We start from the raw sequence: 22,138 nt of genomic DNA on the forward strand, positions 1-22,138 counted from the left end.
ACACGTTTTATGCCAAAAGAGTTTCAGCACAGCCTCGCCCAATTTCTGCTTTCTGTCGGTTTTCAGTCGATAGGAGAAGGCTTGTGGTTACATGAAGCTACGAAGGTACGCGTAAAAGCGATGCCAGGTATTTCTGAGGAAGGAGATATCTGTATTTGGGAAGATCAATGGATCAGTCGTCAGGTGGCCATCGAAAAACACATTGTCGCTCGTATTAAACCTTTGCGATCAGTATTTGCCCGAGATACGCGAATCGTTCCGATCGATGTAGAAACCGCTAGGGATTTTTTAGATCAGGAACACGTGAAGGGTTTTCTAAAAGGGGCTTGCTATTTTGGTTGCATCGTTCCGCCGCATCGGGAATTCCGGGGAATTGAAAGCGCTTATTCTTATAAAGAGAGTCCGCTAGTCGCAGTGGCTGTTTTTGGGAAGTCATTCTTGATGAAAGAGCCAGGTTTAGAAGGCTGTTTGTCCGGTGAACTCATTGAAATAGCCACCTTATCAACGATTCGATTGGTGGGAGGTTTGACGAAATTCTTGCAAGCATATAAAGATATAAATCCTGAAATGCATAATGTAATGACCTATGTGGATAAGGAATGGAATTCGGGAAAAGGGTTTTTATCCGTTGGTTTTGCCAAAATAGGAGAGACGGAACCGATTCAATTGGAGAATCGAAAAACGAAAGGAAATTTGAAATTGCGTTATGTCTACAGATAAGAAGCTCATCGTTTTATTGGGTCCGACGGCAAGTGGGAAAACGGCTTTGGCAGTTGAAATAGCTTGTGCTCTAGATGGCGAAATCATTTCTGCTGATTCTCGTCAAATCTATAGACGTCTAGACATTGGAACGGGCAAGGATCTAAAAGAGTATGGTTTTATTCCCTATCACTTAATTGATAGCCACGAAATAGGAGAAGCCTTCTCGGTAGCTCATTTTCAAAAAGCCGCTTTTGATGCAATAAATGATGTGATTACAAGGGGAAAGCAGCCGATACTTTGCGGTGGAACCGGATTGTATATTGAATCTTTGCTAGCAAATTACCAATTCTCCCACGTACCTCATTTTCTTTCAGAGCCATTAGATATTCAATTCTCTCATGTGGTGTTTGGGTTAAATCCATCGACGGATGAACGTAGAGAAAAAATTACGAAGCGTCTACAAGCTAGGTTGCAAGAGGGAATGCTGGAAGAGGTACAACAACTTCTTGTGGATGGCGTTCATCCGGAAGAATTGCGCTGGCTGGGTCTTGAATACAAATGGATGATCAATTACATAGAAGGACATATTTCCAAGGATGAATTTGAAAAGGGCTTAGAAACGGCTATTCATCAGTTTGCGAAACGCCAAATGACCTATTTTCGGAAAATGGAGCGTGCAGGAATCGAAATTAATTGGATTCCGGATACCCTTGATTTTCAGGCCAAAAGAGATTTTATCCTGAATTTTATCTAAATTTTTAGCCTAAGCTATTGCAAAATGTGGAAAAACGCCTTACTTTTGCAATCTCTTAAGGAGACAGAGAGTTGGCAGAGTGGTCGATTGCGGCAGTCTTGAAAACTGTTGACTGTTACAGGTCCGGGGGTTCGAATCCCTCACTCTCTACCAGAGCGAAAAGCGAAACGAAAGTTTCGCTTTTTTTGTTTCAGGTCATTTAATTAAATTTAGGGATGAAATTATACCTTGTACCCACGCCTATTGGAAATTTAGAGGACATCACCTTGCGTGCGATTCGAATCTTAGGAGAAGTGGATGGTATATTAGCTGAAGACACACGCAATTCAGGTCAATTATTGAAGCACCTGAATATCTCTAAGCCCCTTTATTCCCATCACGCTCACAACGAACACACCGGTGTTCCTGGTGTTATCAAGATGCTGAAAGATGGAAAATCATTAGCCTTAATCTCCGATGCAGGCACTCCGGGAATTTCTGATCCGGGATATCTTTTAGTAAAGGCTTGCGTGGATAATGGCATTGAAGTTGAATCTTTACCAGGTGCAACAGCCTTTGTTCCAGCTTTAGTCAATTCTGGTTTTCCTACGGATCGTTTCGTTTACGAAGGATTCTTGCCTCATAAAAAAGGACGCCAAACGCGCTGGAAGGCATTAGCTGGAGAGGAGCGTACTATCGTTTTATATGAATCTCCTCACCGTTTGGTGAAAGCATTGGAGCAAATCATCGAATTTATTTCACCGGAACGTCAGGTGATGGTAGGTAGAGAGTTGAGTAAAATGCACGAACAAATGGTTCGCGGGACTGCCACCGAAGTTTTAACTTATTTTACGGCCCATCCGGACAAAGTACGAGGAGAAATTGTTATCGTTATCGCAGGAAAATAGATGAGAAAGCTGTTTTTATTTTTATTGATGGCTTTTGCTGCAAAAGCCCAATTAAGCTCCAAAGCGGAGGTTGTTTTAGTAACGGTGGCTCCTGGTAAGGAGTTGCATTCGGCTTTTGGCCATACGATTCTATGGATAAATGATCCCACGAATGGCATCGATAGGGCCTATAGTTATGGAACTTTCGATTTTAAGACGGAGAATTTCTATCTCAAATTCTTAATGGGCACCTTACCTTATACGATCTCCGTTCATTCGATGCAGGATGAATTTAATTATAACGCGCAATATGAGAAACGCGGAATGATTGCCCATAAACTCCAGCTCGATTCCCTTCAAAAAAATGCCATTTTTCAGGCTTTAGAGACGAATTTATTGCCTGAAAATAGAGAGTATGCCTATAAGTTTTTTTATGATAACTGTTCGACTCGAATTCGTGACATGATTGAAAAGAACGCACCAGGTAAATACCAATGGAATCAGAATCCGTCTCTCGAAGGTAAATCCTATCGGGATTGGATGAATAAGTATTTAGAGCCTAATTCTTGGGTGACATTGGGGATGAATCTAGCCTTAGGTGTTCCATCGAATGTGAAGGCGAACGCTTCGCAAGCATGTTATTTGCCAGATAATTTAGCCGCTGCGACGAATTTAGCCCCAAAACTAGCTGCAAATCCAGTTAGTTTGTTCGACGAAGAAATAGCTCCGGAAACTGGTTTTGATTTCACTGGACCTTTTGTGATTTTGGGTTTATTGACTCTGTTGATTGGATTCTTAAGTTTTAAGCAGGCGTTTCCATACGCTGCAGATGTTACTTTGTTTGGTCTGATTGGAATTCTTGCCTGGTTTGTTTTCTTTTTAGGCACAGCCACAAATCATGAAGTGATGGCTTGGAATCCAGCATCTCTCATGTTATTCCCATTGAATTTCCCATTGGTTATCTGGTTTGCCAGAAATCCAATGAAATGGAAGAGGTATTTGCAAGTCATTTCGGTACTATGTTTCGTGGGCCTAGTCTGGTCTGGAATGCAGTTTTTACCTATGTTTTTAGCAGGTTTACCTGTATTTATCCGTTTAGTTAGCTTATCCTTCATCAAAAAATAAATGCGTTACCTGTTCCTTTTCATCTCTTTCTGTAGTTTTTCGCAGGAGGTTTTTAGTCCCCTTGTCCCACGGAAAGAATTTCAGCCCTTGAAAATTGAGCGTGCATTGAAAGCGGATGGGAACTTGGATGAAGTGGAGTGGTCTAACGCTCCTTCTTTAGGGATAGATTTTCAAGTGGAGCCTTTTCAAGGTAATAAAGCATCATTTTTATCTCAGGTCAAGATGCTCTATAATCATCAATACCTATATGTAGCAGCTATTTTAAGAGATACGGTAGGGAAAAATGGGTACCGAGCGCCGAACTTAAAACGCGATTACCAATTCGTTGAGAATGATCTATTTGGAATTGCTATTGATGGGTTTAATGATAAGCGTAATGCCATTGTATTACAGTCGAACGCCTATGGTGCTCAAAGAGACCTATTGGCGTTTGATGATCGACAATTTGACATAGATTGGGATGGTTTGTACCGCGTCAGAACGCAACGTTCTGATTCTTCTTGGGTAGCAGAATTTGCGATTCCTTGGCAAACGCTTCGGTATCCTAAAACAGATGGAACAAAAGCGCAAGATTGGGGTATTAATTTCTTTCGAGTGAGACGAGCTAGCAATGAATTAGCCGTTTGGTCGCCTCATCCGCGTTCGATGAGTCCCTTGCGTATGGATTATGCGGGTAAGTTAACAGGGATTATTCCTCCTCCACCTACTGCCACTAATATTCGCTTTATTCCCTACCTATTGCAGGTTTCGAAGAGTTCAGAAGGTACAGAAATTGGAAATTCATCGACAAGCGATTTTAAATTAGGAGGCGAAATTAAGTGGGCTATCAGTCCTACTTCTATCATGGACTTCACCTTTAATACGGATTTTGCCCAAGCAGATGTAGATAGGCAGGTAAATAATATTTCTCGTTTTTCAGTATTCTTCCCTGAGCGTCGTCAGTTTTTCTTGGAAAATGCTTCGCTTTTTTCTGCTGGTTTGGCACCAGTTAACGAGGTGGTGGGCGGTTCGATGTATATTCAGCCCTTCTTTAGTCGTACGATTGGTTTAGACCAAAATGTGAATCCCATTGCCATTACAGCGGGTACCAGGTTTGTTTATCGCTCGGAGAAAAGAAATTTTGGAGGAATCTATATGCGCCAAGGCGAGGGTGATGGTGATCCATTTACGAATTTTTTGGTGGGCCGTTATTCGGAGAATTTTGGCAAACAAAACAGGATAGGAGCGATTGTTACGACTAAATCATCGCCTTCAAATGTGGCTACAACTGGAGCAGTAGATGCCTTTATTCGCTTCAATGATAAATTGTCCTTCAGTGGAATGGGGACCTTGACGCAGGATTCTAGGAATAGTAAGCAGGGATTTGCCGAGTATGGACAATTTCTTTACAAGGATAATTTGGTCACGCTATATTGGACGAATACCTTGGTTTCTGATGACTACAATCCGGAAATGGGATTTGTTTCAAGGAAAAATGTGCTTTCTAATTCGCAGGGTGTCGATTTTAATGTGCGTGGAAAATGGTTGCCTAAATTTATTCGATTTTGGCAGCCTGGTGTTTATACGGAGGTATACCACAGTCTAAAGACTGGAAATATCGTGGAACAAAAAATGGTTTCAGGCCCCTTATGGTTTAATCTTCAGAATGGGGGTATTATTGGGGGGTATATTGACGCGAGTGTTCAAAACTTGGAAGAAGATTTTAATCCGGTGGGTATTCGCATTAAACCAGGTTCTTATAACTATTTTAGAAAAGGATTTTTGTTAGCGAGTGATCCCAGTGCAAAATACTCCGGTTCAACGGAATATGGCTGGGGTGGATTTTTTGATGGAACCTTACAAATGATTGATTCTAAGTTTCGAGTGGCGCCCATCCCACACGTGAATATGGGTTTATCGTGGAACTGGAGCAAATTTGAAAATGTGGGAGTGGCTCGTGAGACGAAAGAAGTGAACTTATTGATTTTGGAGACTCGAATGGCGATCAATCCGCGTTTGCAATTAATCGGCTTCTATCAGAAAAATACAACTGATAATTTGAATTCAGTGAATATGCGATTGGCCTGGGAATACCAGCCCTTATCTTATGTTTATCTCGTATTTAATACCTTGAATTACCAAGGATCCGATAACACCCAACAGAAGCAACAAAGTTTTTTAGCTAAATTGTCCTTTCTAAAGCAATTCTAATATGAAGATCGAATTACGTAGTGATACGTTTACTTTACCCACTTCTGGTATGCGAGAAGCCATGTTTTCGGCACCGTTAGGGGATGATGTTTTTGGTGAGGATCCTACCGTAAATGCATTAGAGGAGAAAATGGCGAAGCTTTTCAACAAAGAAGCCGCACTTTTTTGTGTGTCTGGGACGCAGACAAATCAAATTGCTATTTCGGTGCATGTCTCTAAAGGTCAAGAAGTTATCTGCGACGAGTTATCGCATATCTATTTGTATGAAGGCGGTGGTATCATGGCAAATGCCGGTGCTTCTGTTAAATTATTGAAAGGGGATTTAGGTCGTTTGAATGTCTCTCAAATTCGTGCTGCTATCTCACCTGATGATATTCACGCCTGCGAAAGTCGTTTAGTTAGTTTAGAAAATACAGTCAATAAAGGGGGTGGAAGTATCTATACTTCAGAGGCCTTGCAGGAGATATCCGATTTTTGTCGTTCCGTTAACATTCCGCTTCATTTAGATGGGGCACGTATCTTTAATGCGATGGTCGAAACGGGGCAGACTCCGGCTCAATTCGGTGCTTGGTTTGATACCCTTTCTGTTTGTCTTTCCAAAGGCTTAGGCGCACCAGTCGGTTCTATTTTACTAGGGTCGAAAGAGTTTATCAAAAAAGCGCGTCGTGTTAGAAAACGTTTAGGAGGTGGATGGCGACAAGCAGGTTTCCTAGCTGCTGCTGGAATTTATGCCCTAGATCATCAAGTGGAACGCTTAAAGGAGGATCATGCCCGTGCCCGTCAAATTGCGCAGGTTTGCGAAAAATTACCTTGGGTGAAAGCGATACTACCTGTTTCAACTAATATCGTTATTCTTGAATTGCAAGACGGTTTATCTTCTGCAACAAAGGTGGCAGAATTAAAGGAAAAGGGTATTTATTGTGCCCCTTTCGGCCCTACTTATGTGCGTTTTGTCACACATTTAGGATTTGATGATGAGGCACTTCAGGCCTTTTCAGAAAGAATCAAAGAGTAAAATTTCAGCTGATTTGCCTTCTATAAGAAATCAATTCTTATGCAGCGAAAGGCGTTTAAAATGTATTTGTTACCCGGTAATTCGGTGGAATACAAAAAGCGACACGACGAGATTTGGCCTGAATTAGCCGAATTACTTCATCAAGTCGGGATCCAAAATTATTCCATTTTCCTAGACGAAAGCACTCGTACGCTTTTTGGTTACTTAGAAGCACCTGATATATCCACCTTGGATTCTTTGCCTGCTCAAGAAGTGATGAAGCGCTGGTGGGCTTATATGGCCGATATTATGGAAACGAATGCGGATCATTCTCCAGTTGCGATTGATTTAACCCCTGTATTTTATTTAGCCTGATGAAGAAGCTCCTATTTATTTTATTGATTCCTTCGATTTTAATCGCTGAAAAGCCTGACCGAAAGCAAGTTCTTCAACATATGCATTTGGCGAAATCCTATTTTCAAGGAGTTTGGCCAGACGTAACTAAGGTGATTGTGAGTCCGGACAAGACGCGCCCTTCGAATATTTGGACTAGAGCTGTTTTTTACGAAGGCTTACTAGAATTATATAAGTTAGACCCTCGCGCCTCAGACTTGAAATACATGGAAGATTGGGGTGAATTTCATCATTGGTCTTTGCGAAATGGCTTGAAAACGAGGAATGCTGACGACCAAGCCTGTGGGCAAGTGTATTTAGATTTGTTTGATTTGAAGGCAGATTCTGCACGAATCAAACCGATTAAAGAGAATATAGACAACATGATTGCGACTGAAAAGTCCAATGACTGGTCTTGGATCGATTGTCTTCAAATGAGTATGCCCGTTTTCACCCGTTTAGGCGTTCGATTTAAAGATGATCGTTATTTTACTAAAATGCATGATTTATACACTGATACTAAAGTAAAACTATACAATCAGCAAGAGCATTTATGGTGGCGTGATAAAGATTTTATTCCTCCCTATAAAGAGCCAAACGGTACAAATTGTTATTGGTCTCGGGGAAATGGATGGGTTTTTGCTGCATTAGCGAGAACCTTAGATTTGATGCCAGCGAAAGCACCTCATCGAGCAGAATATGTGAAAGATTTCCAGGATATGGCTGCCGCTTTATTGCCTTTGCAGCGTAAGGATGGGTTTTATAACGTAAGTTTAACCGATGAGTCAAATTACGGTGGACCTGAACTCACGGGAACTGCTTTATTCGTTTATGGTATGTCCTGGGGAATACGTCAAGGTATTTTACCGGCATCAAAATACCAGAAGTCGGTTGATAAAGGATGGATGGCTATTGATTCCTGTGTTCAACCCAATGGATTCTTAGCTTACGTACAAGGAACGGGTAAAGAGCCTAAAGACGGACAACCCGTTACTAAAACTTCGGTCCCTAATTTTGAAGACTTTGGTGCAGGATGTTATTTGTTAGCGGGTTCAGAAATCCTAAAAGCGAAGTAATGAAAATTTTCTATTTACTGCTGTTTTCGGTTAGTATTTTTGCCCAGAAAATCGATCGAAAACTAGTTGTAGAAAGGCACAAAGTGGTTAATCGCTCTTTAGATACCTTATCTTCCTTATCTGTGGGGAATGGCCATTTTGCTTACACGGTGGATGCCACCGGTTTACAAACTTTTCCATCATATTACGCTAAAGGCATACCACTGGGTACCCAAAGCTCTTGGTCTTGGCATTCATTTCCCAATAAAGAAAATTTTATGCGTTCTGAAACTTATCGTTCAGAGCCTTATGCTGGCCGTCCTATATCCTATGCTTTGCAAGGTCATAAAGATGCGAGAAGAGATGCAGCCACAGACTATTTCAGGGCGAATCCGCACCGTATTCACTTAGGACATTTTGGTTTTCGAATTCTATTGAAAAATGGTGAAATAGCTACTACATCTGATATTAAAGGGATTAATCAAACGTTAAATCCCTATTCTGGTATTATTTTATCGCAATTTTCTGTGGAGGGAATTCCTGTTCGAGTTTGGACCTTCTCTGACCCCCTTGAAGATATTATCTATGCGAAAGTTCAGTCCGATTTACTAAAAATGGGTCGAATGCATTTCCAATTGAATTTTCCTTTTCCATCTCAATCCTTCCTAGATGAAGGGGTGGAAATGGCTAATCCAGATAAACATCACTCGACTCTCTTACGCGATTCCAGTAAACAAATTTTGATTCAGCATAGCTTAGATTCGCTTCATTATCAAGTCTCCATTCAATCGAATCAAGCAATTGAAGAGAGCAAAATACGAGATCATTTCTTTGAGATCATTCCGACGCGTTTAAATGAGATAGAGATTAGTGTTGGATTTGATTCAGACAAAAAACGGAATTGGTCTCAAGCATTGCAGAAAAATCGGGCAGCATTGATAGAGTATTGGCAAAAAGGAGGGATGATTGATTTTGGTAATGTGAAAGATCCACGTGCTATTGAATTAGAACGAAGGATGATTTTAAGTATGTACCTCGCTAAAGTTCAATCAATTAGTGAAGAACCACCTCAAGAGACAGGATTGGTATATAATTCGTGGTTTGGGAGACCTCATTTAGAGATGACTTGGTGGCATCTGATGCATTTTGCTTATTGGGGTAAAGGGGAATATCTGGAAAAGGTCTTGCCTTGGTATGAACGGAATTTCATTAAGGCCAAAGAATTAGCCCAAAGGCAAGGTCTGAGGGGGGCAAGGTGGCAAAAAATGACAGACCCAGCTGGGGGTGAGTCACCGTCTTCCGTGGGTTCATTTTTGCTTTGGCAACAACCACATATAATCGATATGTTGGATGTATTAGCTAAGAAGAAACCGATAAACTTTAAGCGTAAATATGGCTATCTCGTAGAGGAGACGGCAGTAGCGATGGAAGATTTATTGTCTTGGGATTCGCTGAAGCAGGTTTATCGCTTAGGACCAGGATTCATTCCTGCCCAAGAATCATTGCCTTTTGTAACAACCTACAATGCACCTTTAGAGTTAGCTTATTGGTATAAAGGAATTCAAGTAGCTCAGGAATGGAGAAAATCTTCGGGGGTGAGTGTAAATAAAAAATGGGATCATATTTTGACCCATTTCCCGTCACTGCCTGAATTTGGTGGTATTTATCAAGCTGCAGCGGGATATGGAGATACGTATTTAAATCCTAAATTCATCTCCGATCATCCGGCTGTGTTAGGTGCCATGGGAATGGTGGAACCTTTGCCAACTACGGATTCTTTAAAAATGAAGAATACGTTGGCGAAAATTGAAAAGGTTTGGAATTGGGAAAGCACTTGGGGATGGGATTATCCATTACTGGCGATGACTGCGCTCCGTTTGCACGATTCGAAAAAGGCGATTGAATTTCTTTTGAAGCCCCTTCAAAAGAATACCTACCTGAATAATGGTCACAATTACCAAGACAAAAGGCTGCGCCTTTATATGCCCGGAAACGGAGGATTATTAACGACGCTCGCATGGATGGCTAAGGGACAAAATGGTAACAAATCCTTTGCTGGATTCCCCCGAGAATGGAAAGTAAGGGTAGAAGGCTTTTAATAAATAGTATATTTTTTAGCCAGATTAGGATTTTATTATTAGTTTTACCGTTCAATCAATTCAAACACGATGAAAAAACTTATTATCGGTTCTCTGGTAGGCGGCTTACTTATCTTTATTTGGCAGACCTTGTCTCATGTTGCCTTCAATTTGCATGAACCTGTTCAGCAATACACAGCTAAGCAAGATTCAATTCTTACTTATTTGAACAAACAGGAATTAGCTCCTGGTGGCTATATTTTACCTCGTATGAGTCACAATCAATCGATGGAAGAGTTAGAAGGTTTTACTAAATCGATCGCTGGAAAACCTTGGGCTCGTGTGATCTTTTATCCTTCTTACAAAACAGATATGACCATGAATATGATTCGTGGTTTCGTTTTAGATGTGTTTATGGTCTTTTTATTGGTTTGGATTATCTCTAAACTTAAAATTCCGAGACGATCCACGATTGTAGGTGTTTCTGTAGTGATTGGCTTAATCGCCTTTTGCAATACCTCCTATACCGAACACATTTGGTACCCGGTGTACGATTTACGAGCTCAATTAATTGATGCTGTAGTCGCTTGGGGGCTATGTGGTCTCTGGTTGAGTCGGTATTTTGCCCAAAAAAATTAATTCAAAGGCTCCATCTGGAGCCTTTTTTCTTATCTTGCTTCTTCATTATACTATTATTCCATGAAAATTAAACACCTAATCATCGGATTGTTCGCGACTTTGTCCTTACAATCTGCCATTGCACAAGATTACCCAACGGATTATTTAACTCCTGAATTTCATGCAGGTCGTCGTGCAGCCTTTAAAGAGAAAATGTCTGATAAAGGCGTCGGTATCTTTTTTGCTTCTCAAACTCGCCAGCGTAGCAATGATACAGAGTTTCAATATGCACAAAACAAGAACTTCTATTATTTAACAGGTCTAGAGGAGCCTAACGCTGTTTTATTGCTTTTCAAGCAACCAGTTACCTTATTAGGGAAGACGGGAACAGAATTTATTTTTGTCCAAAACCGCGATCCATTCAAGGAGCTTTGGACCGGTAAGATCTTAGGAACGGATGGTTTCAAGGCGAAGAGCAAAATGGAAAACGTGTTCATTAACGATCAATTTAATGCTTCGTCTATTTCTTTAGCGGGAGTTGACTCCGTTTATACCTTGTACCGCACAGAAGGAATCTTTGCAAAGTACCAGGCAAAACCGGATCCATTAACTCGCATGGCCTCTTTGGTGGATAGTTTAGTGATTGCGTCTGCTAAACCTTTGGCCTCCAAAACTACCTTAAATACCCTACGTGCTTTGCGTGGAATTAAGCAACCAGAAGAGATTGCCTTAATTCAAAAAGCAGCTTCTATCAGTGTTTTAGGGCATAATGATGTGATGCGTGCCATTAAGCCGGGGATGAAAGAATTCCAAGCTCAGGCCATTATGGAATACCATTTCAAGAATGCGGGCTCAGAATATCCAGGATATAACAGTATAAATGGGGCGGCAGAAAATGCCTGCGTTCTTCACTACATCACGAATCTGAAAACAGTAAAAGATGGCGATTTATTATTGAGTGATTGTGCAGCAGAATACCATGGCTATTCAGCTGACGTTACGCGCACAGTTCCCGCAAATGGTAAGTTTACAGAAGCCCAAAAAGCCTTGTATGAAATCGTTTTAGCTGCTCAAGATGCAGGTATCGCTGCTTGTAAGGCAGGTGCTCCGTTTGGAGATATTGATGCTGCTTCACGTGCAGTGGTGAATGCAGGTTTAATTAAATTAGGTATTGCTGCGAACGAGAAAGAAGCACGCACGTATTTCCCTCACGGAACATCACATCACTTAGGATTAGATGTACATGACTTAGGACCTCGCGTCTTAGCAGCAGGTGTTGTCGTAACAGTGGAACCAGGTATTTACATTCCTGCAGGAAGCAAATGCGATAAGAAATGGTGGAACATCGGTATCCGTATCGAAGATGATATTTTGATCACAGAGACAGGGAATGTGAATCTTTCCAAAGGTTCTCCAAGATCCGTAGCCGAAATCGAAAAGATGGCCGCTCAGAAATCAATTTTTTAAATTAAACCTTTGTCAATCATGTCAACAGCTAAAAAATTACTTGTTTTCCTTTTTGTAGGATTATTTATTTCATCATTTAGTTCTTTTGCTTCCGATAATCCAGATGCGATTGTTGGTGTTTGGAAAACAGGCGAGGGAACTGCCATGGTAAAGATTTATAAGAATGGAAATAAATACCAGGGTAGGGTAGTTTGGTTAAAAGAACCAATCGATCCAGAGACAGGAAAGCCTAAATTAGATAAGAATAACGAGGATCCTGCGGCTAAATCTAAGCCTGTTTTAGGTTTAATCAATATTTGGGGATTTGTGTACAAAAGCGAAAATCTTTGGGAAGAAGGCAATATATATGATCCTAAAAATGGCAATACCTATTCTTCAACCATGCGTTTGATCAATGGCAATACACTAGAGGTTCGTGGATTTATTGGTGTTTCACTCATCGGAAGAACAGATACCTGGACTAGGCAGGTTGCAAAACAATAAGTAATAAAAAAGGCTCCAGAAGGAGCCTTTTTTATTAAGGAGATACCAAGTTTAAACTGATATTAAAGTAGAGTGGATTCCCCAGTTTACTCGTGAAATACCGTTCGTTATTTTCTTTTCCATCGTAGGTATTCATCACGTCAAATCGGTAATTATAGCGTAGACCGACTTGGGCACTAAACCATAGAAATCCGGTGATTTTTTTGTCCCACATGATTCTTGGTTTTAACTCGCCTCGTTGGATGTAAAATAAATCACGCTGAGTTGACGGAATAGGCATAGAGAATTGGTTTCCTTCTAATTCGAAACCTGCCTGAATCATATTGGAGGTGTTAATATTATATCTGATGTGTCCTTTTGCTGGGAGTAATAATTCCATGCCCCATTTGTCATTGAATGTTTTGTTCCAAAATAATACCGGGAAATACATCATCCTTCCAGCCCTGTAGGATCTAGCAATCCCAGTACCGATCATGTTTTTCTCTGACTTTTTCCATCCATAAATAGCTGTTGCGCTAAAGGTTAGTGCATTCGAAGTGACTTTTGCGTTTTCAGTAAACAGTCCATTCACATCTGCACTAGCTTGAAAAATTAGAAAATTGGTCTCATTCAATGGCTTGAAGATGGATGTGTTAATACCCGCACTGATCAAGGAAGTTTGATTTAATAATTTAGTGAAGGAGTTGCTATTCGCATTTTCCACTTGGAATTGAGATCCCCAATAGTTAGCCCCTAATTGCCATATAATTTTATTGGTGGCCACCACCGGAATGTTCAATTGTGCTCTGAAAACATTCACTTGGTTTACATGTCTATCATCTAATTGTGTAATGTTCTCCGCAATGCGAATATCTGGCATGTGAAATTCGCCGGTATAGTCATAGCCTAAACTAATGATTTTTTGAGGTGTCTGGTTGAGTACTTTCGGTGTGGTATATCTTTTTACTCCCTCAGGCTCGCCGTAGTTGCTGTAATCCTCTAAGATGTCGGTACTATCTGTTTGGGAAAAGGAAAAAAAGGAAAGGCAGGTGAATATAATAGTTAAGTGTATTTTCATAGTTGCTGTTTATTTCGTGTAAATATATTTCAAAATGCTTAATCTATCACGTGTTCATAAAAAAAGCATTCACAACGTCTTTCGATTTTATGAATGCTTTCAACTGAACAAAACGTCCATATGTGGAATCGGAGGGACTCGAACCCTCGTCCAAACCTAGAGAACTGCTGCTTTCTACACGTTTAGATTTGATTAATTTTCGATGTTAGATAGGTTCAGATCAGACCTTACCAAACACTTATCCTCTGGATACTACTGATTCATTAGAGAAATCAAAATCAGCGACTCTGCATGTCGACGCTCAGAATCCCCCGTCGGCAGAGTTTGGACAGGGCTGAACGATGGCAATTGGTTAGTCTATCAGACTAAGCAGCCATGGCATACGAAGTATTGCCAGCTATAATTCGAAGGTTTTTTTAACAGGAAATGCCTACAACTCCCGACGTGCTTACAACCGGACTACATAAGCTGTCAAAACCGGTCGATCCCAAATAGAATAACAAAGATATAAAATTACAGCGGCAATGCCGTTGTTTGTTTTATTTCATCCATCACAAATAGGGTGGAAATATGGGCGACAGAAGGCAATACAGCTAGTTTTTCCTGGTAAAATCGATTATAGCTTTCTACATCCGCACTTACCACATTTAAATAATAATCGAAATTTCCTGAAACCAAGTGGCAAGAGGTTACTTCGGGGAAGTTCAGAATGGCCGCTTCGAATTCACTAAAGTTCTTTCGGTTCTGCTTTTCTAAGGTCACTTGGCAGTGAACAACGAGTCCTAAGTTCAATTTTTTTCGATTCAATAAAGCCACATAACCTTGGATATAGCCATCGGACTCCATTCGTTTGATGCGATCATGGGTAGGGCTTAGAGACAAATTAACTTGCTCTGAAATTTCTTTCAGGGTTTTTTGGCTGTCATTCTGTATGATGTGTAAGATTTTATAATCCAATTCATCGAGATTCGTGTTTTTTGCCATAAAGTTTTCTGATTATTGTTAAAATGAAGAGGTTGTGTCGTATTAATTTCTGCTATTTTCTATATTTTAAGTAAATATTATTTATTATATGGTATTATGCAAGATATTTTATGGCGTATCTTATATTTGCATTGTATTATACTTCATCAAAGGTAAAGGCCAGCGAATTTTTTTCGGTGGCCTTTCTTTTTAAAACTAAACGTTATGATCATAGGTGTTCCAAAAGAAATTAAAATACAGGAGTTTCGAGTAGGCTTAACTCCGGCAGGTGTTCAAGGTTTAACCGCAAATGGACATCAAGTGTATGTACAAGCGAGTGCAGGAGAGGGTTCAGGCCTGACAGATGCACAATATAAAGAAGCGGGTGCGGTTATTCTAGCTACAGCTGCAGAAGTATATGCAATAGCTGATATGATTGTGAAGGTAAAAGAACCTTTAGCAGCTGAGTTTCCGCTGATCAAAAAGAACCAAATACTATTTACCTATTTCCATTTCGCGGCCTCACGTGAATTAACTTCTGCGATGCTTAGTTCTGATGCCGTGTGTATTGCCTACGAAACAGTGGAATTAGCTGATCGTAGCTTACCTCTACTAACACCCATGTCCGAAGTAGCAGGACGCATGGCCATTCAAGTGGGTGCCTTTTACTTAGGGAAACCACAAGGTGGTAAAGGGAAGTTATTAGGTGGAGTTCCTGGTGTTAAACCGGCTAATGTATTAGTCTTAGGTGGTGGTGTAGTCGGTACACAAGCTGCGAAGATGGCTGCTGGCTTAGGAGCCAATGTGACGATCATGGATACGAATTTAGCGCGTCTTCGCTACTTGGACGAGGTAATGCCGGCTAATGTTTCCACCCAGTTTTCTACGTCTTATGCGATTCAAGAAGCTTTACCTTCGGTAGATTTAGTGATTGGAGCTGTTTTATTACATGGTGCTAAAGCGCCTCATTTAATTAAACGTGATGACCTTAAAAAGATGGCTCCGGGTACGGTTTTAGTGGATGTGGCCGTGGATCAAGGTGGGTGCATTGAGACCTGCAAACCTACGACTCACGAGAATCCGATTTATGAAATAGATGGTATTGTTCACTATTGCGTGGCAAATATGCCAGGAGCTGTGCCGCAAACATCTACAATGGCCTTAACTCAAGCGACATTGCCATATGTACATTTGCTAGCAAATTTAGGCTGGACAGAAGCATGTATTCAGAATGAAGCCTTAAATAAGGGCTTGACGATATATGATGGTAAACTTTTCCATCCAGGCGTAGCGGCAACGTTTAATCTTTAAAAGAAACGATCGTGAAAATTGACTAAGAATATCTCGTGGGTTGCTCTGGTGATGGCAGTATACAACCAGCGTAGGTATTCTGGGTCAATTTGATCTTCCTTTAAGTAGCCCTGATCAACGAATACAGCTGACCATTGTCCCCCTTGCGATTTGTGAACCGTTAGTGCGTACGCAAATTTGACTTGCAAAGCATTTAGATATGGATCCTTTCTGATGGCTTCCGTCCGCTCTTTTTTCTTCGGAATATGCGCATAATCCTCGCAAACCGAATCATACAGTTTTTTGTTGGCCTCTCTACCTAAAGCAGATTCTGCGGAATGCAAGGTTTCCAAGAGGATTTTGGCCTCAATAGGCGGATGATCTTCGTAATCGCAAAGTCGTAAGGATACATCTAGGAATCGCTGCCCATGCATTTCTTCTTCCCGTTTGATCTTCATGATTTCTACGAAATCGCCATTAGCTAAAAATCCCGCAGGTGAATCCTCGTCTAGCCAATGGTAATTATTTCTCACGATCATTAGTAAATCGCCACTCGATATTTCATCCTCTTGATAAAGAATCGTTCGCCTCACAAATTCATTCAATTGGACGGCACTCTTATTCGAACGCGTTAATAGGATAGTTTCTTCCTTACCAAATTTTTTAAAAGCATAATGCATCCCATCTTCCATCTTTTCTCCAGTCATCCGGAAGATATCTTTAAAGGATTTTGTGTTGAATTTAATCGCTGTAGAATTCGCTAATAAAAGTTGTCTCAGTGCCGTGGCATTGTATAAAATACCCGAATTTACATCCTGTCGCATGACATCTGTTAATTCATGATCTAGCACTTCCATGTGGAATTCTGAGGAAATATAGTCTTTTGATAGGGCAGGGGATAAACTTTTTCCAACAGGAGGTAACTGAGCAGTATCTCCCACGAATATTAGTTTATTACCCGTGTGTCCATTCTCTGGATTCGTGAATACGTATTCAATTAAATCCGTTAATAAGCTGTTTGTGCCAAAATCCGATTCATCCGTAATCATCGATGCCTCATCCACAATAAACACGGTGTTCGTGGCATAATTACTCATGCGTTGGAAACTAAGTGCGCCAGAATGCGGGTTACTAACTTGTCTGTAGATTTTTTTGTGAATGGTGTTGGCCTTTTTCTTGGCATAATTCGCCATCACTTTTGCCGCTCGACCCGTGGGAGCCATCAACTGGGTTTTATAGCCAAAGGAAGGCAAGATCTTTATTAAGCTCGATATGACGGTCGTTTTACCCGTTCCAGCATAACCTTTGATGATAAAAGTTAGCGCCGCCCATTCATCTTTATTGAGCACAAATCCACTTAACTTTTGAAAGAGCTGCGCCTGTGAAGGCGTAGGTTCAAAAGGGAATTTTTGATGTAGTAAAAAGCTCGGGCTTTTTTCGGTGCTCATGATTTAATTTATAAAATAGATTCCGCTACCGAAAGGGAGTTTTCAACTGATAAAGGTCTGAACACATTGATTAAACAAACGCGCTCATAGCTGGCTAATTCCTCTACGAGTATTTCTGCTTCCTCTACTTCTTCCTCTATAATTAATCTAGCTCTGGTAGTTCCCCAATGCAAGGGTTCCTCCGGAGTATACCAAATACCTTCTTTCAAAAAAGCTAAGTTCGCCATACTGCAATCTTGGATTCTACCGTCTTTTACAAATATCACTTCATCTGCTTCCGGATGTGCATCTAAGAATGTTTGGAAAAAACCTCTCTCAGCCCATTTAAAACCATAATCAATTTCTCCCGTGTCGACTAAGGCGAATCGATTGACTTCTTTTTTCGTGTACGGAAGGATTTCAATGGTCTCTGGATCTTCCTGGTAAGTTATTCTTAATCGATGTGTTCCCTCCGTAGGCAAGACTTGTTCCACCACTAATTCTTCCACATCAAAAGGCTCCCATTCTGGGAAAAATTGCTCAAAGGTCTCATTTACCCTCATTTGATGGTAATCAAGGTGTTGAGCTTGACCGTTTTGAATGCAGATAGTTTCTAAAAAGGAAAACATATTAGAAGGGGAGATAGACTTTTTGAATTAATTCGTTGTACTCTTTTTGAACCTCAGAAAAGACGGTTATTCCGCCACCACTCTTATACATCAGTCCTTTTGTGCTCTTTTCAATGAATCGAATGAGTACTCCAGAATTGAAGTTAGTTCCATCAAATTTACCCATAATTCCGGTATAAAATCCTCGCTCATACTGTTCAGTTTTTTTTATCAATTCCATGGTGGCTTTTTTAGGAGCACCTGTAATTGATCCAGCGGGCAATAATTTTAGTAGAATAGAACCGAATTTACGTTCAAATTCAGGCATTAAAGTACCTGTGATTTTGGATGACATCTGCCAAAGTTCCCCCGTATGCGTCTTCACACGTTCAATATATTGGTATTTCTCCACTCGAATGGGGAATGCCACTTGGCTTAAATCATTTCGAATTAAATCGACGATGGTAGCGTGTTCAGCTTTCTCTTTATAATCGTGGCGTAAATCCTCTTCTTTATTTGTTTCAGAAACGGCTAATGTCCCTTTCATGGGATAAGAAGTGATTTCATTCCCTTGAATTCGAACAAAGGTTTCTGGGGAAAAGGAGGTAAACAAATCATTTACTAAAATCTTATAAGGAGCATCTGCTCGCTCGAAGATCTCTTTTATGCTCAGCTCTGTCTCAATTGGTGTTTCTGCCGTCAGATTCACTAAAAAAGAATCCCCTCTTTGTAAACCAGCTTGTACCTGGTTGAATTTTTCTGAATAGGCAGCGACTGCGAGTGGATTTTTTCGAAAAGTTACAGGTTCCGATGGTAGAAAGGGAGCATCAAAGGCAAAGGTAATTCCTAAACTTAAAGCTACTTCTTCAGGCCCTGCCCAAGCATTTTCGCCGGTATAATCCACCAAAAAGACAAAAGGAATCCCCTTTTCGCCCCATAGGTCCATCTGTTTGGCTACCTGATTAAAGGGAGAAAAGGGGATAGGAATCATTGATTTTAGGCGAAATAAGAAGGCGCTAAACTCAATAATTTAGTGATACCTGCTGGATTTTGACCTCCTGCCGTAGCTAGGAAGGGTTGACCACCGCCACCACCTTGTACCTCTTTCGCTAATTCGCGAATGATTTTCCCAGCATCTAAGCCTTTGCTTTCAACTAACGCTTTTGAAATAGAAATCGCTAAACTTGCTTTTCCTTCTATCTCAGTCGCTAATAGAACGAATAGGTTGTCTTGGTTTTCTTGTAAATCAAAAGCCAAGTTCTTCAATGCATCAGCCGTAGGCGCTGAAACCTGTTTGATGATCGACGAAACAGGGCCAGAAACCACTTCTTTCAAAAGTTCAGTCTTCAAACCAGAAATTTCTTTCTGCTGGTAAGCAGAAACTGTTTTCTGTAAGCTTGAATTATTTTCTAATAAAGTGGCAACCGCTTTAATTAGATCTTTAGGTGCTTTTAAGAGCTCATTGATTTCATTCAATAGGGCTTCTTGTTCACTTAATAATTCGTATGCCTTCTGCGAAGTAATCGCTTCAATACGACGTACACCTGTAGCTACAGAACTTTCTGAAGTAATTTTAAATAAACCGATCTCACCAGTCGATGGTACGTGGGTACCCCCACAAAGTTCTACAGAGAAGTTTTTATCGAAGGTGATAACCCGAACAAAATCACCATATTTTTCGCCAAACAAGGCCATAGCTCCTTTGTTTTTTGCTTCCGCAATCGGAACATTACGTTCTTCTAACAAGGGAATGTTTTCCGCAATCTTCGCGTTGACGATTTTTTCGATTTGCTTGATTTCTTCGTCTGTCACTTTTTGGAAGTGAGAGAAGTCAAAACGTAATAAATCTTCATTTACTAAGCTACCTTTCTGCGCCACGTGTTTGCCTAAGACTTCTTGTAAAGCAGCCTGCATTAAGTGGGTAGAACTATGGTGATGTGTGATAGCACGACGTCGTAAGGTAGCAATACTCGCTTTTACAGGCTCACTTGCTAAACTTTCGATGCGAGCATCGGTTAAGATATGAACGATTAAATCGTTCTCTTTCTTCGTGTCAACAACGGAAAGAGATACACCCGATTTTTGGAATTCTAATGTTCCTGTATCGCCCACTTGTCCACCTGATTCCGCATAGAAAGGCGTAGTTTCTAATACGACTTTGTATTGAACACCTGCTTTATTTTGAATCTTTTGGTATTTTAATACCTGCGTTTCCGTTTCGCTAGAATCGTATCCGATGAAACTAACCTCATCACCTTCATTGACGATTACCCAATCTTCTGCACTTGCCCCCGCATCTTTGCGTGAACGTTCTTTCTGCGCCTTTAAGGCAGCATTAAATCCTGGCTCATCGATATCCAATCCTTTCTCGCGTGCGATTAAGGCTGTTAAATCAACTGGGAATCCGTAGGTATCGTTTAATTCAAATACATCTTCGCCTGACAAAACTTTCCCCGAGCAATCTTCCATCAATTTATCTAAACGAATTAAACCCGTTGAAAGTGTGCGAAGGAAAGATACTTCTTCTTCATAAATTACTTTAGCGACAAAGGCTTCCTGAGAGATTAACTCATCAAAAACTCCCTTGAATTGCTGTGCTAATCCTGGAATTAATAGGTGTAGGAAGGGCTCTTTGAAGTCTAAATAGGTATAACCATAGCGCACCGCACGACGTAAAATACGTCTAATGACGTAACCTGCTTTGTTATTAGATGGAAGTTGACCATCTGCAATCGTAAAGGCAATCGCACGAATGTGATCCGCAATCACGCGCATCGCTATATCAGCCCATTTCTCTTCTCCGTATTTCTTGCCACTTTTTGCAGCGATATATTGAATCGTACCTTGGAATACATCCGTATCGTAATTCGATTGCTTTCCTTGAATCGCCATACAAAGACGCTCAAAGCCCATTCCTGTATCCACGTGTTTGTTAGGAAGTGGAACTAAAGATCCATCTGCCATACGCTCAAACTGCATGAATACGTTATTCCAGATCTCCACCACTTGTGGATGATCCGCGTTTACTAAACTTTTACCCGAAATTTTATCAACCTCGTCTTGGTTTCTTAAGTCAATGTGAATCTCAGAACAAGGACCGCAAGGGCCTGTCTCACCCATTTCCCAGAAATTGTCCTTCTTATTACCGTAGATGATGCGATCTTCACCTACAATCGCCTTCCAAATATCAAAAGCCTCCTGATCGAAGGGTACGCCATCTTTTTTATCTCCTTCAAAGACCGAAACATAAATACGGTTTTTAGGTAATTTAAACACCTCCGTTAATAACTCCCATGACCAAGTAAGGGCCTCTTTTTTGAAATAATCACCAAAAGACCAGTTACCTAACATTTCAAACATCGTGTGGTGGTAGGTATCAAATCCTACATCCTCTAGGTCATTGTGCTTTCCTGAAACACGAAGGCATTTTTGGGTATCCGCAATTCTCTTCGATGGCGGCGTACCGTTTCCTAAGAAAAAATCTTTAAACTGAGCCATCCCTGAATTATTGAATAATAGGGTAGGGTCATTTTTTGCCACCAAAGGAGCAGAAGGAACAATTAAATGGCCTTTTGATTGAAAGAAATCCAAAAATTGTTGACGTATCTCAGAAGAGGTCATGCGTTTTATTGTAAAATGAAAGGAACCTTTGTAGTTTTACTTAGGCACCTGTAAAAAGGAATTACAAAATTAAGTCTATTTTTTGAAGAAGCCCATTTTGGGTTTAAAATTATTGATGGAATTAAGCAAGCAATATTATTCTATTTCAGAGGTAGCAGCCATCTTCAAGGTGAATACCTCCAAGATTCGCTATTGGGAGACTCAATTCCCACACTTATCACCTAAAAGAGCCGGTTCTGGTATTCGTAAATACACCCCCTCTGACATCGAAAAAATCAAGATCTTGGTTAATCTAATCGATGAACGAGGCTTGACCATCGAGGGAGCAAAGCAAGCCTTAAATTTCCAAGGAAAAGAAAAAAATCCCCATCAAAACATCATTAATCAACTAACTGATATTCGTGATTTTTTACAAGGGATGAAGGCAGATTTAGACTTAGAATAAGC

Annotated in this window: 20 protein-coding genes, 1 tRNA gene and 1 other RNA gene; 15 read left to right on the plus strand and 7 right to left on the minus strand. The window is 40.6% G+C overall.

The genetic code is table 11. From position 1 onward, the window contains the following. Positions 1–9 precede the first annotated feature (9 nt). From V7S74_RS00795 to V7S74_RS00855, 13 genes are all read left to right on the plus strand, one after another. Entirely contained in the window at positions 10–720 is a 711-nt protein-coding gene (locus V7S74_RS00795) for a hypothetical protein (RefSeq protein WP_406776873.1), read from the plus strand. Further along, entirely contained in the window at positions 707–1,456 is a 750-nt protein-coding gene (locus V7S74_RS00800) for a tRNA (adenosine(37)-N6)-dimethylallyltransferase (RefSeq protein ID WP_406776874.1), read from the plus strand. Before V7S74_RS00795 ends, V7S74_RS00800 begins: the two co-directional genes overlap by 14 nt. A gap of 65 nt (positions 1,457–1,521) precedes the next feature. Then, positions 1,522–1,609: transfer RNA gene (locus V7S74_RS00805), tRNA-Ser, on the plus strand. 62 nt (positions 1,610–1,671) lie between these two features. After that, entirely contained in the window at positions 1,672–2,343 is a 672-nt protein-coding gene (gene rsmI / locus V7S74_RS00810; protein ID WP_406776875.1) for a 16S rRNA (cytidine(1402)-2'-O)-methyltransferase, read from the plus strand. Next, a complete protein-coding gene (locus tag V7S74_RS00815; protein WP_406776876.1) occupies positions 2,344–3,447 on the plus strand; it encodes an Lnb N-terminal periplasmic domain-containing protein in 1,104 nt (367 codons plus the stop codon). Further along, positions 3,448–5,637: a carbohydrate binding family 9 domain-containing protein gene (locus V7S74_RS00820; protein WP_406776877.1), complete on the plus strand. Its 2,190-nt coding sequence runs from the start codon at positions 3,448–3,450 to the stop codon at positions 5,635–5,637. A gap of 1 nt (position 5,638) precedes the next feature. Then, a complete protein-coding gene (locus V7S74_RS00825; protein WP_406776878.1) occupies positions 5,639–6,652 on the plus strand; it encodes a threonine aldolase family protein in 1,014 nt (337 codons plus the stop codon). 60 nt (positions 6,653–6,712) lie between these two features. Then, positions 6,713–7,006 carry an L-rhamnose mutarotase gene (rhaM, locus tag V7S74_RS00830; RefSeq protein ID WP_406776879.1) on the plus strand — a complete coding sequence of 98 codons (294 nt, stop codon included), beginning with the start codon at positions 6,713–6,715 and terminating at the stop codon, positions 7,004–7,006. After that, on the plus strand, positions 7,006–8,100 hold the full coding sequence (locus V7S74_RS00835; RefSeq protein WP_406776880.1) for a glycoside hydrolase family 88/105 protein: 1,095 nt from the start codon (positions 7,006–7,008) through the stop codon (positions 8,098–8,100). The genes rhaM and V7S74_RS00835 overlap by 1 nt, the downstream gene beginning before the upstream one ends. Further along, positions 8,100–10,178, plus strand: a complete 2,079-nt coding sequence (locus V7S74_RS00840) for a hypothetical protein (RefSeq protein WP_406776881.1) — start codon at positions 8,100–8,102, stop codon at positions 10,176–10,178. Before V7S74_RS00835 ends, V7S74_RS00840 begins: the two co-directional genes overlap by 1 nt. Before the next feature lie 69 nt (positions 10,179–10,247). Beyond that, positions 10,248–10,796, plus strand: a complete 549-nt coding sequence (locus V7S74_RS00845; RefSeq protein ID WP_406776882.1) for a hypothetical protein — start codon at positions 10,248–10,250, stop codon at positions 10,794–10,796. Positions 10,797–10,856: 60 nt separating this feature from the next. Beyond that, positions 10,857–12,242, plus strand: a complete 1,386-nt coding sequence (locus V7S74_RS00850) for an aminopeptidase P N-terminal domain-containing protein (protein WP_406776883.1) — start codon at positions 10,857–10,859, stop codon at positions 12,240–12,242. A gap of 18 nt (positions 12,243–12,260) precedes the next feature. Further along, a complete protein-coding gene (locus tag V7S74_RS00855) occupies positions 12,261–12,725 on the plus strand; it encodes a DUF2147 domain-containing protein (protein ID WP_406776884.1) in 465 nt (154 codons plus the stop codon). Between the two features lie 34 nt (positions 12,726–12,759). On the opposite strand, the gene V7S74_RS00860 is transcribed toward V7S74_RS00855, so the two are convergent. The 3 genes from V7S74_RS00860 to V7S74_RS00870 all read right to left on the minus strand — a co-directional run bounded on the left by V7S74_RS00860 (position 12,760) and on the right by V7S74_RS00870 (position 14,766). After that, the gene (locus tag V7S74_RS00860) at positions 12,760–13,782 is read right to left on the minus strand and encodes a DUF6268 family outer membrane beta-barrel protein (RefSeq protein ID WP_406776885.1); all 1,023 of its coding nucleotides are present in this window, start codon (positions 13,780–13,782) and stop codon (positions 12,760–12,762) included. A 120-nt stretch (positions 13,783–13,902) separates the two neighbouring features. Then, positions 13,903–14,271: a transfer-messenger RNA gene (gene ssrA, locus V7S74_RS00865) on the minus strand. A gap of 24 nt (positions 14,272–14,295) precedes the next feature. Continuing rightward, complete coding sequence (locus V7S74_RS00870) at positions 14,296–14,766, minus strand: Lrp/AsnC family transcriptional regulator (RefSeq protein ID WP_406776886.1); 471 nt, start codon at positions 14,764–14,766, stop codon at positions 14,296–14,298. 204 nt (positions 14,767–14,970) lie between these two features. On the opposite strand from V7S74_RS00870, the gene ald reads away from it, so the two are divergent. Beyond that, the gene (ald, locus tag V7S74_RS00875; protein ID WP_406776887.1) at positions 14,971–16,056 is read left to right on the plus strand and encodes an alanine dehydrogenase; all 1,086 of its coding nucleotides are present in this window, start codon (positions 14,971–14,973) and stop codon (positions 16,054–16,056) included. Here the strand turns inward: ald and V7S74_RS00880 are convergent. The 4 genes from V7S74_RS00880 to alaS are packed head-to-tail and all read right to left on the minus strand — an operon-like array spanning position 16,053 to position 21,691. Further along, entirely contained in the window at positions 16,053–17,483 is a 1,431-nt protein-coding gene (locus V7S74_RS00880; RefSeq protein ID WP_406776888.1) for an ATP-dependent DNA helicase, read from the minus strand. The two genes, ald and V7S74_RS00880, sit on opposite strands and share 4 nt — an antisense overlap. A gap of 8 nt (positions 17,484–17,491) precedes the next feature. Beyond that, complete coding sequence (locus V7S74_RS00885; RefSeq protein WP_406776889.1) at positions 17,492–18,091, minus strand: aminotransferase class IV; 600 nt, start codon at positions 18,089–18,091, stop codon at positions 17,492–17,494. A gap of 1 nt (position 18,092) precedes the next feature. Then, positions 18,093–19,061, minus strand: a complete 969-nt coding sequence (locus tag V7S74_RS00890; protein ID WP_406776890.1) for an aminodeoxychorismate synthase component I — start codon at positions 19,059–19,061, stop codon at positions 18,093–18,095. A gap of 5 nt (positions 19,062–19,066) precedes the next feature. Continuing rightward, positions 19,067–21,691: an alanine--tRNA ligase gene (alaS, locus tag V7S74_RS00895; protein ID WP_406776891.1), complete on the minus strand. Its 2,625-nt coding sequence runs from the start codon at positions 21,689–21,691 to the stop codon at positions 19,067–19,069. Positions 21,692–21,773: 82 nt separating this feature from the next. Here alaS and V7S74_RS00900 point away from each other — a divergent pair, with 82 nt between their 5' ends. Next, a complete protein-coding gene (locus tag V7S74_RS00900; RefSeq protein WP_406776892.1) occupies positions 21,774–22,136 on the plus strand; it encodes a MerR family transcriptional regulator in 363 nt (120 codons plus the stop codon). Positions 22,137–22,138: the final 2 nt, after the last annotated feature.

The organism is Aquirufa novilacunae (assembly GCF_045310505.1).
GTDB lineage: Bacteria > Bacteroidota > Bacteroidia > Cytophagales > Spirosomataceae > Aquirufa > Aquirufa novilacunae.